Origin of the sequence: Desulfosarcina variabilis str. Montpellier (genome assembly GCF_048565275.1) — a bacterium.
In the GTDB taxonomy this organism is placed as follows: domain Bacteria; phylum Desulfobacterota; class Desulfobacteria; order Desulfobacterales; family Desulfosarcinaceae; genus Desulfosarcina; species Desulfosarcina variabilis.
The window spans coordinates 3,050,112-3,067,589 of the sequence record NZ_CP159846.1 but is presented as its reverse complement, the minus strand read 5'-3'; the positions used below and the strand labels follow the sequence as shown (position 1 = coordinate 3,067,589).

Annotated in this window: 7 protein-coding genes and 1 CRISPR repeat array (1 of these 8 cut by a window edge); of the genes, 5 read left to right on the top strand and 2 right to left on the bottom strand. The window is 58.2% G+C overall.

Annotated features, from left to right (window positions below):
• The first annotated feature begins 193 nt into the window (after positions 1-193).
• From Dvar_RS13645 to Dvar_RS13635, 3 genes are all read left to right on the top strand, one after another.
• On the top strand, positions 194-4,630 hold the full coding sequence (locus tag Dvar_RS13645) for an FAD-dependent oxidoreductase (protein ID WP_419662255.1): 4,437 nt from the start codon (positions 194-196) through the stop codon (positions 4,628-4,630).
• A gap of 49 nt (positions 4,631-4,679) precedes the next feature.
• Positions 4,680-6,521: a PAS domain-containing sensor histidine kinase gene (locus Dvar_RS13640; protein ID WP_419662254.1), complete on the top strand. Its 1,842-nt coding sequence runs from the start codon at positions 4,680-4,682 to the stop codon at positions 6,519-6,521.
• Positions 6,522-6,833: 312 nt separating this feature from the next.
• Positions 6,834-9,203, top strand: coding sequence for a hybrid sensor histidine kinase/response regulator (locus Dvar_RS13635; protein ID WP_419662253.1), 2,370 nt, complete (start codon positions 6,834-6,836; stop codon positions 9,201-9,203).
• 6 nt (positions 9,204-9,209) lie between these two features.
• Here the strand turns inward: Dvar_RS13635 and Dvar_RS13630 are convergent, their stop codons facing one another.
• The gene (locus tag Dvar_RS13630) at positions 9,210-12,287 is read right to left on the bottom strand and encodes an efflux RND transporter permease subunit (protein WP_419662252.1); all 3,078 of its coding nucleotides are present in this window, start codon (positions 12,285-12,287) and stop codon (positions 9,210-9,212) included.
• Complete coding sequence (locus Dvar_RS13625; RefSeq protein ID WP_419662251.1) at positions 12,284-13,498, bottom strand: efflux RND transporter periplasmic adaptor subunit; 1,215 nt, start codon at positions 13,496-13,498, stop codon at positions 12,284-12,286. Before Dvar_RS13625 ends, Dvar_RS13630 begins: the two co-directional genes overlap by 4 nt.
• Before the next feature lie 165 nt (positions 13,499-13,663).
• On the opposite strand from Dvar_RS13625, the gene Dvar_RS13620 reads away from it, so the two are divergent.
• On the top strand, positions 13,664-15,295 hold the full coding sequence (locus tag Dvar_RS13620; protein ID WP_419662250.1) for a TolC family protein: 1,632 nt from the start codon (positions 13,664-13,666) through the stop codon (positions 15,293-15,295).
• A gap of 99 nt (positions 15,296-15,394) precedes the next feature.
• Positions 15,395-16,801, top strand: a complete 1,407-nt coding sequence (locus Dvar_RS13615; protein ID WP_419662249.1) for a PAS domain S-box protein — start codon at positions 15,395-15,397, stop codon at positions 16,799-16,801.
• 381 nt (positions 16,802-17,182) lie between these two features.
• Positions 17,183-17,478: a CRISPR direct-repeat array (repeat unit 37 nt; unit sequence GTTGCAGCGCTAATCAGAGCCTTCGGGCGATTGTGAC); it runs 123 nt beyond the window's last position.

Below are 17,478 nucleotides of genomic sequence, written 5' to 3'. Positions count from 1 at the left end.
ACACCTGGGCTTAGCGCATAGAGCCTGTTTGAGAAGTCTGGATCAGGCCCGATAACAAGGCGGAAAGTGGCTCAAAAGCAGAGCATATATGTAATATGTGAGCATTTTGAGACACTTTCCAACGCCGTTAGCGGGCCTTAGACGGATTTATCAAACAAGCTCTTACATCTGGCATCCATAAAGGAGTATGATCATGACACACACAACCACAGGTGCGGTTCTGGTCGTCGGTGGGGGGATTGCCGGCATTCAGGCCGCGCTGGACCTGGCCGATTCAGGCTATCGGGTCGTTATGGCCGAGCAGCGTTCGGCCATCGGCGGGGTGATGTCCCAACTGGACAAGACCTTCCCCACCAACGACTGCTCCATGTGCATCATCTCCCCCAAGCTGGTGGAAGCCGGCCGCCATCTGAACATCGACCTGTTCACCATGACCGACGTTGAAACCATCGAGGGGCAGGCAGGCAACTTCTCCGTCACCCTGCGCCAGCGACCGCGCTACATCGACATGGAGAAATGCACGGCCTGCGGCGAATGCAGCAAGGTGTGCCCCATCGATGTATCCAACGACTTCGATCAGGGCCTGGCGGATCGCAAGGCGGCCTTCAAGCGCTATCCCCAGGCCATGCCGTCGGCCTACACCATCGAGAAAAAAGGCACGGCGCCCTGCAAGGCCGCCTGTCCGGCCAATCCCAGTTTCCAGGGCTGCCTGGCCCTCATGGCCCAGGGCAAGTACAAGGAGGCGTTCGAACTGTTCCGCAGCGAACACCCCTTCCCCGGCGTCTGCGGCCGGGTCTGCCATCACCCCTGCGAGACGGCTTGCACCCGGGGACAGGTCGACGCACCGGTGTCCATCATGGCCCTGCACCGATTTCTGGCCGACTGGGCCCGCGCCAACGGCATCACCTTCGTTCCTGAGAAAAAGGCCCTGCGATCAGAGAAAGTCGCCGTGGTGGGCAGCGGTCCGGCCGGCCTGGCCTGCGCCTATTTTCTGGCCATCGAGGGGTTTTCGGTGACTGTCTTCGAAAAGCACGATGTACTGGGCGGCATGCTGGTGCTGGGTATTCCGGCCTACCGCCTGCCCCGGGAAATCGTCGACGAGGAAATCGCCGTATTGCGCCAGCTCGGCGTCGAATTCAAAACCGGCGTCGACCTGGGCAGCGATGTGACCGTCGGCCAGCTGCGCGACCAGGGCTACGGGGCCTTTTTCATGGCCATCGGCTCCCAGGAGTGCAAACTGCTGGGCATCGAGGGAGAAGAAATAAAGGGCGTGTGGCCCGGTGTGGATTATCTGTTGCGCACCAACCTGGGCGAGAAGATCGATCTGGGGAACCGCGTGGCCGTGATCGGCGGCGGCAACGTGGCCATGGACGCCGTGCGCACCGCCCTCAGGTGCGGCGCCAAACAGCCCTTTATCATCTACCGCCGCAGCGAGGCCGAGATGCCGGCCAGCGCCGAGGAGATCGCCGAATGCCGTGAGGAGGGCATCGAGATCATGACCCTGGTCAATCCCGTGCGGGTGGTCGAAACCGACGGCCGGGTCACGGCTATCGAATGCATTCGCATGCAGCTGGGCGAGCCGGACGCATCCGGCAGGCGGCGTCCCGAGCCCATCGCTGGATCCGAATTCACCATCGCGGTCGATGCGGTGGTGCCGGCCATCGGCCAGGAGTCGGACTGGGCCTGTCTCACCGATGAGTGCGCCTGCACCTTGAGCGACTGGGGCACCATGATCGTTGATCCGGTGACGTTGCAGTCCGCCGATGCCGACATCTTTGCCGGCGGCGACGCGGTCAGCGGCCCCAAAACCGTTGTCGAGGCCATTGCCGCCGGAAAAACCGCCGCCGAATCGATCTGTCGCTTTCTGGCCGGTGAGGATCTTGCGGCCGGTCGGGCACCATCGCTGACACCGGTCGAGGATGTGGACCTGTCCGCGGCGGTGCCCCTGGCCCGGCAGCCCATGCCTGTGGCCGACCCGGCAACCCGAAAAACCACCTTCGACGAAGTCCAGTTGGGCCTGGACGAGGCGGCGGTGAGCCGGGAAGTCCAGCGGTGCCTGGCCTGCGGCGTGTGCTCGGAGTGCTACCAGTGCGTGTCGGCCTGCCTGGCCGGCGCGGTCTGTCACGAGATGACCGAGCAGATCCATCAGGTTCAGGTAGGGGCCGTGATCCTGGCCCCGGGCTTTACCGCCTTTGATCCCTCCATCTACGAGACCTACAGCTACAGCAGCCATCCCAACGTGGTCACCAGCCTGGAATTCGAGCGCATCCTCTCGGCGTCCGGCCCCTATGCCGGACACCTGGTGCGGCCCTCGGATCGTCAGCCGCCGCGCAAAATCGCCTGGCTGCAATGCGTGGGCTCACGGGATCTCAACGCCTGCGACAACGGTTACTGCTCGTCGGTTTGCTGCATGTATGCCAACAAGCAGGCGGTGATCGCCAAGGAACACAGCGAAACGGAACTTGACACCGCGATCTTCTTCATGGACCTGCGCACCTTTGGCAAGGATTTCGACAAGTACGCCACCAGGGCCCGCGAGGACCACGGGGTGCGCCACGTCCGCTCGCGCATCCATTCGGTGTTTCCGGCCGAGGGCGACCGGCTGCGCATCGTCTATGCCAGCGAAGCCGGCAGAAGCGTGGAGGAGCAGTTCGACATGGTGGTCCTGTCCGTGGGACTGGCCCCCAACCCCGATGCCATCGCCCTGGCCCATCGCCTGGGCGTGGATCTGAACCACTACAACCACGCCAAAACAGGCTGTTTGACACCGGTGGCCACCAACCGCAAGGGCATCTTCGTCTGCGGCGCATTCCAGGAACCCAAGGACATTCCCCACTCGGTGATGGAAGCCTCGGCCGCCGCCTCGGCCACCGCCGAGATGTTGGCCGACTCGCGCTGGACCGAAAGCCGCCGCCATGAGCTGCCCCCGGAACTGGATGTGTCCGGCCAGGGGCCGCGCATCGGGGTCTTCGTGTGCAACTGCGGCATCAACATCGGCGGCATTGCCGACGTGCCGGCCGTGCGCGACTATGCCGCCGGCCTGCCCAATGTGGTTCACGTGGAGGACAACCTGTTCACCTGTAGCCAGGACGCCCAGGACCACATGAAAGCAGTCATCCGAGAAAAAGGCATCAACCGGGTGGTGGTGGCCTCCTGCTCCCCCCGTACCCACGAGCCATTGTTCCAGGAGACCATCCGTGATGCAGGACTCAACCGCTACCTGTTCGAGATGGCCAACATCCGTGACCAGAACACCTGGGTACACATGAACGAGCCGGCGCGGGCCACAGCCAAGGCCAAAGATCTGGTGCGCATGGCTGTGGCCAAGGCCGCCTATATCGAACCGCTGCATCAGGTGAGCCTGACCATCACCAAGACCGCCCTGGTGGTGGGCGGCGGCGTGGCCGGCATGGAAGCGGCCCTGGGTGTGGCCGACCAGGGCTGCGACGTGGTGCTGGTGGAACGATCGGACCAGCTGGGCGGCGTGGCCAACCTGCTCAATGCTACCTGGCAGGGAGAACCCATCGTCCCCTACCTGGCCCGAACCATCGACCGGATCCAAACCCATCCGCGTATTCGTCTGTTTACCCGGTCCCAGGTCAAGCGCACGACGGGCAGCATCGGCAACTTCTCCACCACCCTGGTTACGGGTAACGGCGATCAAACGCAAACCGTTATCGCCCACGGGGCCACCATCCTGGCCACCGGCGGCGGCGAGTACAAGCCGGATCTTTATCTTTACGGCCGGCACCCGAATGTACTCACCCACCTGGACATGGATGCGGCCATGGCGGTTAAAGACAAACGGCTGCTGCGGGCCAGGAGCGTGGTCTTTATCCAGTGCGTGGGCTCCCGGGATGACAACCGGCCCTATTGCAGCAAGATCTGCTGCACCCACAGTCTGAAAAGCGCCCTGGCCATCAAACAGATCCACCCCCAAAAGAAGGTGAGCATTGTCTACCGCGACATCCGCGCCTACGGCTTCCGCGAGGACCTTTACAAGCAGGCCCGCGAAGCGGGCATCCTGTTCATCCGCTACGAGCCGGAAACACCGCCCCGGGTGTCCACCGATGCCGACAATCACCTGCTACTGGAGGTAACCGACCATGTGCTGCGCATGCCGGTGCGGCTGCGGCCCGACCTTTTGGTCCTGGCCACCGGCGTGGTGCCAAACGCCAACCGCGACGTGTACGAGCTTTTCAAGGTGCCGGTCAATGCCAGCGGTTTTCTGGTCGAGGCCCATGCCAAGCTGAGGCCGGTGGACTTCTCCTCCGAGGGAATCTACCTGGCCGGCTTGGCCCACTACCCCAAACCCCTGGAAGAGAGCATCGCCCAGGCCCGGGCCGCCGCCTCACGGGCCATGACCCTGCTCTCCCGGGATGCCATCATGGTCGGCGGCGTGGTGGCCACGGTGGACACGGGCAAGTGTGCCGCCTGCTTGACCTGCGTACGCGCCTGTCCCTATGATATTCCCCGCATCGACGAGCACAGCCATGCGGTCATCGACCCGGCCCAGTGCCATGGCTGCGGCACCTGCGTGGCCGAATGTCCGGGCAAGGCGATCACCCTGGCCCATTATACCGACGAACAGCTGATCGCCAAGATCGAAGCACTTTTTGTGGCTGCGTAAACCGTAGGGGTACGGCGCGCCGTGCCCCTACCCCTAAATGGGAGAAACCATGGACGCGAATCAGGCCCACATGTTGACCGGCATTCTTGACGCCATGGCCGACGGCATCTACATCGTTAACAACGATTACGTGGTCGAGTTTATGAACAAGGCCATGATTCAGGTGTTCGGGGACGGCGTCGGTAAAAAGTGCCATGAGGTAGTCAACCACAGTGCCGTGCCCTGCCCCTGGTGCCGAGGCCCGGAGGTGTTCGACAAAAGGCAGACGGTTCACGAGGAAGTCTATGTCCCGTCGGTGGACCGGACTTACAACCTTCTCGAAATCCCCCTGCAAAGCAGCGACGGCACGGTTTCCAAGCTGAGCATCTACCGCGACATCAGCCACCGCAAGGATCAGGAATACCGCCTTAAAACCTCCCGCGAAAGCTTTCAAAGTCTGTTCGACCATGTGGCCGTGGGCGTGTATATCAGCAGCAAAGAGGGCAAATTCCTCGATGCCAACCCCGCCCTTTTGGATATGCTGGGCTATACGGACAAGGATGAATTTCTCCAGCTCGACCTGGCCCGTGACATCTACCGCGAGGCCAAAGAGCGCGCCCGGTTTCAGGCGATGATCGAGAAAAACGGCCGTGTGATCGACTACGAAGTGGATTTCCGTAAAAAGGACGGCACGCCCATCACCGTGTTGCTCACCGCCCATGTGCGCTACGATCCCACGGGCAGGGTCCTGGGCTACGAAGGCATCTGCGCGGACCAGTCGCAACGCAAACAGATGGAACAGGAGCTGAAAAAGGCCCACGATTTTCTCAACAATATCATCCAGAGCGCCCCCAATGCCATCATAGGGACCAATATGCAGGGCGACATCATTATCTGGAATCAGGGCGCCGAGGAGACCCTCGGCTACGCGGCGTCACAAACCATCGGCACCATGAATGTGAAAAATCTCTACCCCGACGGCATGGCCCACCAAGTCATGCGCATGATGCGCAGTACGGATTACGGTGGCAAAGGCAAACTGCGCTCCTATCCCATGACCTTCAAGGCCAGGGACAAACGGACGGTGGAGGGCAACCTGTCGGCCACCATCATCTATGATGAGGATGGGCAGGAGAAGGCATCGGTGGGTATCTTCGTGGATCTGGAGGAACAACTGCAGATGGAACGTCAGCTTCACAAAACCCAGGAACAACTCCTGCAATCGGAAAAACTGGCCGCCATGGGCCGCCTCACCTCCCAGATCGCCCACGAGCTCAACAACCCCTTGTACGGCATCATGAACACCCTGGAGCTGATGAAATCCGAAATCCCTGTCGGAAACAAACGGCGCAAACTGCTGGACATGTCCCTGTCGGAAACCGTACGCGTGACCGACATGCTACGCAAAATGCTCTCTTTTTCCAAACCCGACCAGGAAGAGCGCACCCCGGTGGATATCAACACCATCCTGGATGAAATCCTGCTGCTGCATGAAAAGCAGCTGTGGGAGCACTCCATCAAGGTGGTGCACCACTTCGCCGACAATCTCGGCAAGGTCAAGGCGTCCAAGAATCAACTGCGCCAGGTATTTTTGAACCTGATCTCCAATGCCCGGGACGCCATGCCCGAGGGCGGCCGCCTGACCGTGGCCACCGAGGGCGATGACTATTTCATTCATATCACGGTTGCCGACAATGGATCAGGCATCAAGCATGAACACCTGGACCTGATTTTCGAGACCTTCTTCACCACAAAGACCGACAGCGTCAAAGGTGTGGGGCTGGGGCTGTCAGTCTGCTACGGGTTTATCAAAGACCACGGCGGGGATATCAAGGTCGAAAGCCGTTTGGGCGAAGGCACGACCTTTACCATCTCCCTGCCGGTCTGTCGACAACAGATCGATTCCCGGTAAAACGCCGGCCTTGATTTGATTCAGTCGAGATTTCCGATTACGATTACGAGCACCGCTTCACTGAGCACGAGCACGACGGGCATTGGCATTTTTCGTGCTCGTGCTCGTAATCGTAATCGATCATCATTTTTTGCTATCGATGGATGAAATTCCCGCTGATCACCTCCAAAATTACAATTGCTGTTCTGCCAACATACTATTTGCATACCAATGGATTTTGCAATAGACTGACTTAGCGCAAATCATTGAATGTGAAATGAACAGTCCTATTTCTCAACCCTCGTCTGGTTTATCAAGGAGAAGTTTTACTGCATGGATGATGAACGAATTTCAGACAAACCGTCCAAAAAAAATCATTCCAAACCATGGCTCCGGATGGAGCGTGTCGTTGAAGTCAGCCTGCCCATACTGATCATCATCCTTGTCATCTTCAGCTGGTTTGTCGCCCACCGATACCAGCAGACACTGGTTGATACGGTCATCACCGCTTACCAGGAAACGCAATTGGAAGTGGTCCGCTCGGTGGCCCGCAGTATCAGATTTTTCGTTGGGGACCGTCTGGCCCACGATTTTGACATCGACACCATCGAGCAGCAAATTCTCAAACGCTTCGTCGCTCCGATTCACCTGCTTCAAAACGGCGATGCCTGGATTTATGCCCCGGACCACGTGGTATTCGACCTGAGTTCCGATTTCCCGGAAATTTATCGCGGCAAAAGCATGGCGGAAATTTTCGCCATGCAAAAAGAAAAAGGCGCCTTTCACTATGCGGACATGTGCGAGGCCGTCGCCCAGGCACGTGAGGGTATCGGCTGGTACGTCTGGTTGCCGGACAAGGGCAAGGAAATCGCCTCCTGGACACCGGTGCGTTTCGAGAACCATGTCTGGACCATCGGGCTCTCCACACCGCTCAATGAAGTCCTTCAGGCCACTGGCGCCCAGCGCCGAAAGCGTCTGATCAATGCGCTCATGGCCCTGGCGACCCTCTTTGCCGGCTGTTTTTCTCTGACTGCACTATGGGGATTCCGGCATCGGCGACAGCTTCAGCAGGCGGTGGAACAGCATAATCAAGAGTTACAGGACCTAGTGGCGGATCTTGAAAATGAAGTCAGTCGACGCAGTCAGAGCGAAGTGGCCCTCAGGGAGCTTCACGACCGCTTGGACACACTCATCGAGGCACTGCCGGATGTGATCCACTTTAAAGATGCCAAGGGATGCAACCTGGTCGTCAACAAAGCCTATGAAAAACGAGTCGGTTTAGACAAACAACAAATTTTAGGCAAACGGGATGAAGACTTGCTGCCACCCGATCTCACCGATAGCAGCATTGCAGCGGACACCTTTGTTCGCGAACAGAAAGAAGCCTTGCGCTATGAAGAGGTTCAGCGTCTTGCCGATGGCCGGGAAATCTATTGGGACACCTTCAAGGCGCCGCTTTTTGATAATGACGGTCAATTGGCCGGCCTGGTCTGCATCAGCCGCGATGTGACCGACAATAAAGAGGCTGAAAAGGAACGTCAGCGCTTGAATGAGCAACTGATGCACGCCCAGAAAATGGAAGCCATCGGTGCCCTGGCGGGCGGCGTGGCCCATGATTTGAACAACATCCTATCTGGAATCATCAGCTATCCGGAACTGCTCATTGCCCGTTTGCCGGAGGACAGCTCCATGATTCGCCCCCTGCAAACCATTCAGGCATCGGGTGAACAGGCTGCCAGCATTGTTCAGGATCTGTTAACGCTGGCAAAACGAGGTTCCACACAAAAGGAAATCATCAATCTGAACAGCATCGTCAATGAATACCTGCAAAGCCCGGCGCATCTCAAAAAAGCCATGCAGCATCCCCACGTCAAGATCGAGACACAGCTCGACAACAGCCTGATGCACCTTCGCGGAGCGCCTGCCGATCTGACCAAGATCGTCATGAACCTCGTCATCAACGCATTTGAATCCTTCAAAAAACCCGGCAGTATCACCATCAGCACCGAAAATCGCTATATTGACGGACTGAAGATCGGCACGACAAAAATCCCGGAGGGTGAATATGTCCAACTGAAAGTTGCCGACACCGGTTCCGGTATTGCTGCCGATGATCTGCCACGGATTTTCGAACCTTTTTACACCAAGAAAAATCTGGGCATGAGCGGCTCCGGTCTGGGGCTGGCCGTGGTATGGGGGACCATCCTCGACCATTTCGGCGCCATTGATGTTCACAGCACAAAAGGCAAGGGAACGGTTTTTAACGTCTTTCTGCCGGCCACCCGTCAGGATCTGCCCCATCCCATCGATCGCATTGACCAGGAAACGCTCATGGCCAAGGGGGAATCCATTCTGGTGGTGGATGATGTCCCCCTGCAGCGTGATATTGCCCAACGCATTCTGGAAATGCTGGGTTACCAGGTCCATCTGGTTGACTGTGGGGAGGCGGCGGTTACCTTTGTGAAGGGAGAGGCGGTGGATCTGGTCGTGCTGGATATGATTATGGGGCGAGGCATGGACGGCCTGGATACCTACCGTTCCATCTGTAACCTCTACCCCGGTCAAAAAGCGATTATCGCCAGCGGATTCGCCGAAACGGAAAGGGTTCGCGAAGCCCAACAGTTAGGTGCCGGCGCCTATGTGAAAAAACCATTTCTTTTGGAAACATTGGCCCTGGCCATTCGCCAGGAACTGGATCGATAACAAAGCTCACTTTTGATCCGGATGAACCATCAAATAAACCACCGGAATAAGCACCAGGGTAATCAGCGTCGAGGCAACCAGTCCCCCGACCACGGCCCGGGCCAGGGGGGCCTGGGCATCAGCGCCCTCGCCGATGCCCAGAGCCAAGGGCAGCAGTCCCAAAATAGTGGTCAAAGTGGTCATCAGAATCGGCCGCAGGCGTCGACGCCCGGCCTCGACCAGGGCATCAAACGGGGTTATGCCCTGGCTCACCAGGCGGCCGGCCTGATCCACCAGGAGGATGGCGTTGTTGACCACGATCCCGCCCAGCATGATGCAGCCGATATAGGACTGCACGTTCAACGTCGTTCCAGTCACGAACAGGGTCACCAGCACGCCGATGGCCGCCAGGGGCACGGAAAACATGACGATCAGTGGATCGACAAAGGACTCATACTGGCAGGCCAGCACCATATACACCAGAACCAGAGCCAGGGCCAGAGAGACCACCAGTTCCCGAAAGGCCTTTTGCTGCTCCTCAAAAGTCCCGGCAACCCGTAGGGTGTATCCGGCGGGGCGCGGAATCTGATCCAGCCGGGTCTGGACATCCATGGCCACCGAACCCTGGTCCCGGCCGGACACATTGGCACGTACCGTTGCCAGCCGCTGCTGGTCCTTGCGATCGATCAGCACCGGTCCGCGGCTGGCCTCGGCGGTGACCACATTGCGCAGCGCCACTTTTTCTCCGGAAGCGGTGGTCAAGGTCAGGTCGAGGATTTCATCGAGCGACCGTTTTTCGGCGTCCTTGAGCTGCACCAGAATTCGATAGGCGTTACCGCCGCTGCGGTATTCACCAGCCTTGGTCCCGGCCATGACGGTCTGCAAAAGCTGCGTGACATCACGCACGCTCAGGCCCAGATCGGCGATTTTCTCACGATTGATGCGGATTTCCTGTTGGGGACTGCCGGCCGTAAGGCTGGCCTCCACATCCGTGATGCCGCGAACCGTCTCGATCACCGCGGCGGTACGGTCGGTCAGGGCCATGAGGGTGGACAGGTCGTGGCCGCGAATGTCGACGGTCAATCCCTCGTCACTGCCCAGAATCCGCTCCAGGACAAACTGCCCCTGGGGGGCGCGCACGCGAATCTCCATGCCGGGCACGCGGCCGGCCAAGCGCTTGCGCAGGTCCTCGGCAATGGCCACATTGGAGCGTCCTCTCTGGGCCACCGGCAACAGGGAGAGGCTGATTTCTCCTTCCGATCCGGCATCGGGCCGCCAGCCGGCACCGCCAATATTGACCACGGAAGCAACCGCCTCGGGCACCGCCGGTGCGATGATCGCTTCCATCTTGCGGGTCTGGCGGTCAATCAGATCCAGGCGGGTCCCGTTTTCCATCCTACCGGTTACCCGCACTTCTCCCTCATCACTGGGTGGTAAAAATTCACTGCCGATCAAGGGCAAAAGCAAAAGACTCGCCCCCAACAGCACGGCCGCAGAGAATAAGGTGAGCAAGCGATGGGTCAAGGCGGTACGCAAAAGGCTCAGGTAAATGCCGAGCAACCGTTCCGAGACCGCACTGACACCGGTCATCAACCGGTTGGCAGCGGCCGGGGCATTCATGGTACAGGCGCCGTTGCTGGTGAGCAGTCGGGAGGCCAGCATGGGCACCAGACTCAAGGCCAATATCAGTGAACAGATCAGAGCAAAAATGATCACATAGGCCAGTTCCTTGAACAAAAGCCCGGAAACCCCGCGCACGAAAATCAACGGCAAAAAAATCACCAGGGTGGTGATCGTGCTGGCAATGATGGCCGGTCCGACTTCTCTGGCGCCTTCCACGGCAGCCAATGTCGGGGCCTCGTCATTTTCACTGCAGCGCCGGAAGATGTTTTCCAGGACCACGATGGAACTGTCGACCATCATGCCCACGCCCAGGGCCAGTCCTCCCAGGGTCATCAGGTTGAGGGTAAAGCCGCCGAAATAGATCAAGGCAAACGTGGTTACGATACAGATGGGGATCGACAGTGAGATGACCAGCGTGCTGCGAATGCTGCGCAGAAAGAACAGCAGCACGGCAATGGCCAGCCCACCGCCGTAGAGCACCGAGCGGGCGACATTGACGATGGAGCGCTCGATGTAATTGCCCTGGTTCGTCACCGGCACGATGGATATCTGCGGATAGGCCCGGTTGGCCGCATCGATCTCGGCCAGGACCCGTTTGGCGACATCGACGGTGTTGGCCCCGGCCTGCTTGCGGATGGCCACCCGCAATCCGCGCCCACCGTTGACCCGTGCGATGCGGGTCAGTTTCTCATACGTATCCCTCACATCGGCGATTTGGTCCAAGGTCAGGGCGGCACCGTCATGCATGCCGACGACCGTATCACGAATCTGATCCAGATTGGCGAACTCGGCCGGGGCACGCAGGATCACCTCGTAGCGACCCTGATCGATCTTGCCCGCCGGCAGGTCGAGGTTGGCGTTTTCGATGGCATCGATCACCCGGTCCAACGGCAGATCAATGGCCTTAATCCGGTCAGGATCCAGCTCAATGCGCACTTCGCGATTGAAGCCGCCCCATACGTCAACCTGAGCCACCCCCGGAATACGCGCAAACCGATAACGGATCTGATTCTCGATCAGTTCGGTCAGTTCAACCGGGTCCAGGCTGCTGGAAATGCCCAATAGCACCACCGGAAAACTGGCGATGTCGAATTTACGGATTCGGGGACGGACAATATCATCGGGCAGCTCGTTGATCTCGTCCTCGAGTTTGCCCTGTACGTCGATGGCGGCCGTATCGATGTCGGTCCCCCACACAAAACTGACGTTGACCGTGCTGCTGCCTTCCGAGGAGGACGAAGAGATTTCTTCCACACCGGGAACCGTGGCCACGATCTCCTCGATGATCTGGGTCACCAGCCGTTCCATGACTTCGGGGCTGGCCCCTTCATAATCGGTGCGAACACTCAAGGTGGGCAGTTCGATATTGGGCAGCATATCGATCTGCAGCCGGCTCAGGGAAATGGCGCCCAGGGTCACCAGAATCAGGGTCACCATGGTGGTCAATATGGGACGGTTGACGGCAAGGCGGGGCAGTTTCATGGCAATGCGGCCCCTTGACCAGCGCCGGCGGCCGGCATGTCCGGCTGGGGGATGGTGATCGATGCGCCGTCGCTGAGCAGCTGCTGCCCCAGGGTCACCACCAGACCGGTCAGGCCGTCGCCCCGCACCTGAACCCGGTCGCCGGCGACGACTCCCACCGTCACCGGGTGCCAGCCCACCGACCGGCCGTCTTCCCGGACAATGAAAATGCCGTCCTTGTCATCACGCACGGTCAGGGCCTGCCGGGCAACGATCACGGCGTCCGCCACCCTTTCCAATTCCACCCTGACGCGAATGAACATCCCCGGTTTGAGGCGATGGTCGGGGTTGTCGACGTGCATCTCGACCCGGGCCTGTCGGGTGGATTTGCGAAAGACCGGCGCGATGCGTTCAATACGTCCTTCAAACGACTCCTCAGGATAGGCCTGTGTGGTCATGGACACCGCCTGGCCGGGATGAAGATAGGCGTATTCCTTTTCCGTAACAAAGAAAATACCGACAATGGGATTCAGCTCCACGATCGTCAGCAGCGGGGTATTGGCGGCCACGGTCTGCCCTTCATCCACATAGCGCTCGGCCACCACGCGGGTTGCGTCGCCGCCGGTCCAGCCGGCGGTTACCTGGGTATATCCCAATCGGATCCTGGCTGTCTCGAGGGATGCCTCGGCCTTTTTCACCTGGGCGTCGGCAACCTTGAGTTGCGCGTCTTTGGCCCGCTGGTCCTGACGGGCGGCATCGAATTCAGAGTCAGAGGCAATGCCGCGTTCGAGCAGGGACCGGGTGCGATTGAACTCGCGGTCAGCGATTTCCAGGGCGCTTTTGGCCTGGGACAGATTGGCCCGGGCGACCTCCAGATCAGCTTCGGCCTGGGCCACGGCCTGAACGTACTCGTCGTTGTCCAGTTCGGCCACAACCTGTCCCCGGCTGACCCGATCGGCAAGATTCACCATCACCCGCAGCACCCGGCCGCCCACCTTGGGGGCGACCACGAACTCGGCCTGGGCATCCAGTTCGCCACTGAACGTCCGGTTGCGGGCAATGGGTCCGCGTTTGATCGCCCTCACCTCCACCGGCACGGGTCTGGCCATCGCCGCAGTCTGCCCTCCACCGCTGGTGGGTTGAAACTGGTGCACGATCATCCATCCCAAAGCCGCCGCAACAAAAATGACGAAAACAATCAGGGGCATCAATTTAGAACCGGTCGATTTCATGGGCAGCACGCTTTCACAAGTTGTCATGGTGAGACAAAAGCAATATATATCCTAGCCGGTCAGATTAAAAAACAGCAAAGATGCTTCCATCCAGGGTAACCGCATTGGGGATGATTGTTTTGGTCGGAAGCGATCGGTGACTTTTAAAACTACGGAGCAATGAACATGGCGGTGTTTCATTTTCGCTTAACAGTGTTGATCGTCTTGGGCGGCCTGACCATTGCCCGGATCGGTTGGTCAGGCGTCGACGAACCAACCGGCCGTCCATCAGCGCCATCCATCAGCATTACCGAGTCAAACAAGCCCGAGGAGACGCTGGCCGATGCGTCTGTGGATCGGACCGATGCGCCTATTCAAGTTCCTGATCAACCGCTGACCCTCAGTGTCAGCCAGGCCATTTTGATGTGTCTGGAAAACAACCGTTCCCTGATGGTAGAGCGCCTCAACCCCACCATCGTGCAGACCTTCGAAGATCAGGCGCGGGCGGATTTCGATCCGGTCGTTTCAGCACAGGTTTCCGTGGGCAGAGAACAGGGGGAACGGTTGGCCAGAAGTGGTTCTGCAACCGAGGAATATAACAGCGATACAGCCGAGGGTATGATTTCTCTGGCGCAGTATTTCCCGACCGGCACGACACTGGCGATTGAGGCCGGCACCCAAATCACCGACTCCTCGCTATACCTCGATCGGCTGGCACAAACCCGCCTGGGCATGACCGTCAACCAGGCCCTGTTGAGCGGATTGGGAACCGATGTGAATCTGGTCCAGCTGCAGCAGGCCCGCCTGGACACACGCATGACGGAGTATGCGTTACGCGGGTTTACCGAATCGCTCGTGGCCGATGTAGAGAATACCTACTGGGATTTTGCGCTGGCACGGCGCCAGATCGAAATCGTGGATGAATCCTTGAAGGTGGCGCGCCAGCAACTGGCCGAAACCCGTCAGCTGATCGATGTCGGCCGGCTGGCCAAGTCCGAACTGGCGGCGGTGCAGGCCGAAGTGGCCTCCCAGGAGCAGGCTCGCATCGAGGCGGTGGCCAATATGGAACGGATCCGCCTGCAGCTGTTGCGTCTGCTCAATCCGCCGGGACCGGCCATCTGGCAGCGGGAAATCACCCTGGTCCATCCACCGGCCCTGCCCGATATTCCCCCCGAAGCCGTCGACACTCATGTGGCGGTGGCCATGCGGCTTCAGCCCCTGCTCAACGAAGCCAGGCTTCAATTAGTCCGTGGTGATCTGGAACTGGTCAAAACCCGTAACGGACTGCTTCCCCTTTTGGATCTGTTCATCACCCTGGGCAAAAGCGGGTATGCCGATTCATTCGGGGAATCGATCCGTCACATGGATGAAGATCGGTACGATGCCCAGGCCGGCATCAAACTCGATCTTCCAGTCTTCAATCGCAGTGCCAAGGCGCTCCACAAGCGGGCCCTGTCAACGCGCCAGCAGTTGGACAAGGCCCTTTCCAGCCTCACGCAACTGGTGGAAATCGATGTGCGCACGGCCTATATTGAAGTGGGCCGCACCAAACAGCAAATCAGTGCATCCTCGGTGACCCGCAGGTTCGATGAAGAAAAATTGCGCACCGAAACCGAACGGCTGCGCGTGGGCAAATCGACCAGTTTTATGGTGGCCCAGGCCCAACGCGATCTGCTTTCCAGCCGCATCGCCGAGGTTCGGGCGCTGGTCAATTATCTCAAGGCACTGACCGATCTTTACCGCCAGGACGGATCACTGCTCAGGCGGCGCGGGGTGTCTGCCCCCGGACAGATACAGGTGGATATGGCGAACAAATAGGTTGTCTATTGCGTTTGTTATTGACTATGATGAACGGATCATTGTTGATAGCGACATTCTTTCGCGGATATTCGCCAACGGCCCTGGATGCGATGACTGATGGATAGTCAAGTCTATGACCTGAAAAAAGAACTTCATGCGCTGATCGCAACGGATGCGTCTCTTTTTGAATTCCTGCAAGAAGACGCCTCGGACGGGATCTGGTATTGGGATCCAAAGCATCCAGGCAAGGGCTGGCTAAGCGCACGTTTCTGGAGCCTTTTGGGATACACCGCCGAAGAAAAGAAGCATCTTGTTTCCCGGTGGCAGGACCTGATCGATGCAGACGACTGGCAGGTGCTGCACCAGCAGGTCAGACGCCAGGGCGAGGCCCCGAGCCGTCCCCATGAACAGGTCTTACGGTGCCGGCACAAGGATGGTTCCAAAATCTTTCTTCGATGCCAAGCCCTTTCCATCCACCAAGACGGAAAAACACCGAACCGAATCCTGTGCACCTTTACCGATCTGACCCCCCAAAAGCTGACCGAACAGCATCTGAAAAAAAGCCCGGCCTTTCTGGAGGCTATTTTCAACTCCATCCAGGATGGTATCAGCATCCTGGATAAGGACCTCAATATCGTCGCCGTCAATCGGACAATGGAACAATGGTACGCCCACAGGCTGCCCCTGGAGGGAAAAAAATGCTATGCGGTTTACCATGCTCGCAGTCAAGCGTGTGAGACCTGTCCAGCGGCCCGGGCCATGCAATCCGGAAAACTGGAAATGAGCGAGATCCCGCTGGTCAGGCAGGGTGAACAGATCGGCACACTGGAATTGTATGCTTTTCCCATGCTCAACAAGGCCGGTGAAACCGAAGCGGTTGTCGAATACGTACGTGACATCACCGCGCGCAAACAGGCTGAATCGCTGCTGAAGGAACGCGAGCAGCTCTTCCGGTCGCTTTTCGAAGAAAACTACTCGGCCATGCTGTTAATCGATCCGGACAGCGGTGCCATCGTTGACGCCAACCCAGCAGCCTGCACCTTTTACGGTTATCCCAAAACCGTATTGACCGGCATGCACATTACCCAGATCAATACCCTTACCCCAAAAGAAGTATTCAAGGAGATGGAGAAAGCCAAAGCCGAAGAGAGAAATTACTTCGATTTTTGCCATCGGCTTGGGGACGGCATGATCCGCGAGGTCGAGGTCTACAGTGGCCCGATCACCATCTGCGGTCAATCCATGTTATGCTCGGTCGTTCACGATGTATCGGCAAGGAAAGCGGTGGAAAGAGAAAAAGAGAGCCTGATCGAAAAACTGCAAAAGGCATTGTCGGAAGTCAAAACCCTGCGCGGCTTTCTGCCCATCTGTGCATCGTGCAAGAAGATTCGGGATGACAAGGGGTATTGGAATCAGATCGAAACGTATATCCGCAATCATTCGGAAGCCGAATTCAGCCATGGCCTGTGCCCGGAATGCGCGCGCAAGCTTTACCCGGAGTTGGATATCGAGCCCGAGCCGTGAAAAGGGGCACGTTCTTAATAAATGATGGCAGCAATGGCAAAATTCCGGGCATTGTAGGTTGGGTTGAGGAACGAAACCCAACAATCGGTTGTCGGGTATCGCTACGCTCGACCCGACCTACGATACCTACCACAACTTATTGAGATAATGCTAAAATGGCATATATGATACTTATTTTATTGACAATTAGTGGATTCACGGAAAAATCCGTTTTTGGGATGAGGTTACCACCGGCAGGTTATCTCGCTGCATTTATTGTGATTATTGGCAAAACAAAAGATTGGCGGAGGATCGGATGACATCCATTTCAACGGACCCAAAAGGAGGTTACCATTTTTGCCCTTGCAACACATTGATATTAACTATTAAAATAGGCGTGCTGTTGCAGCGCTAATCAGAGCCTTCGGGCGATTGTGACGTCAAAGGATCATCGAACATGTCGAAGATCGGATGATCACGTTGCAGCGCTAATCAGAGCCTTCGGGCGATTGTGACTGTAGAAAGCCTGGACCGTTACTATGGCGTGCAGGCAGACGGTTGCAGCGCTAATCAGAGCCTTCGGGCGATTGTGACAGCAGAACAGGTGGCCGGCATTATTGAGCGGCGGTTTGGTTGCAGCGCTAATCAGAGCCTTCGGGCGATTGTGACCTTATCGGCCATCAAGGGGAACGATTGCA

Excerpts from the sequence above, each read along its gene's own strand:
- Dvar_RS13645 (WP_419662255.1), top strand. The coding sequence starts at position 194 with ATGACACACACAACCACAGGTGCGGTTCTGGTCGTCGGTGGGGGGATT.
- Dvar_RS13640 (WP_419662254.1), top strand. The coding sequence starts at position 4,680 with ATGGACGCGAATCAGGCCCACATGTTGACCGGCATTCTTGACGCCATG.
- Dvar_RS13635 (WP_419662253.1), top strand. The coding sequence starts at position 6,834 with ATGGATGATGAACGAATTTCAGACAAACCGTCCAAAAAAAATCATTCC.
- Dvar_RS13630 (WP_419662252.1), bottom strand. The coding sequence starts at position 12,287 with ATGAAACTGCCCCGCCTTGCCGTCAACCGTCCCATATTGACCACCATG.
- Dvar_RS13625 (WP_419662251.1), bottom strand. The coding sequence starts at position 13,498 with ATGAAATCGACCGGTTCTAAATTGATGCCCCTGATTGTTTTCGTCATT.
- Dvar_RS13620 (WP_419662250.1), top strand. The coding sequence starts at position 13,664 with ATGGCGGTGTTTCATTTTCGCTTAACAGTGTTGATCGTCTTGGGCGGC.
- Dvar_RS13615 (WP_419662249.1), top strand. The coding sequence starts at position 15,395 with ATGGATAGTCAAGTCTATGACCTGAAAAAAGAACTTCATGCGCTGATC.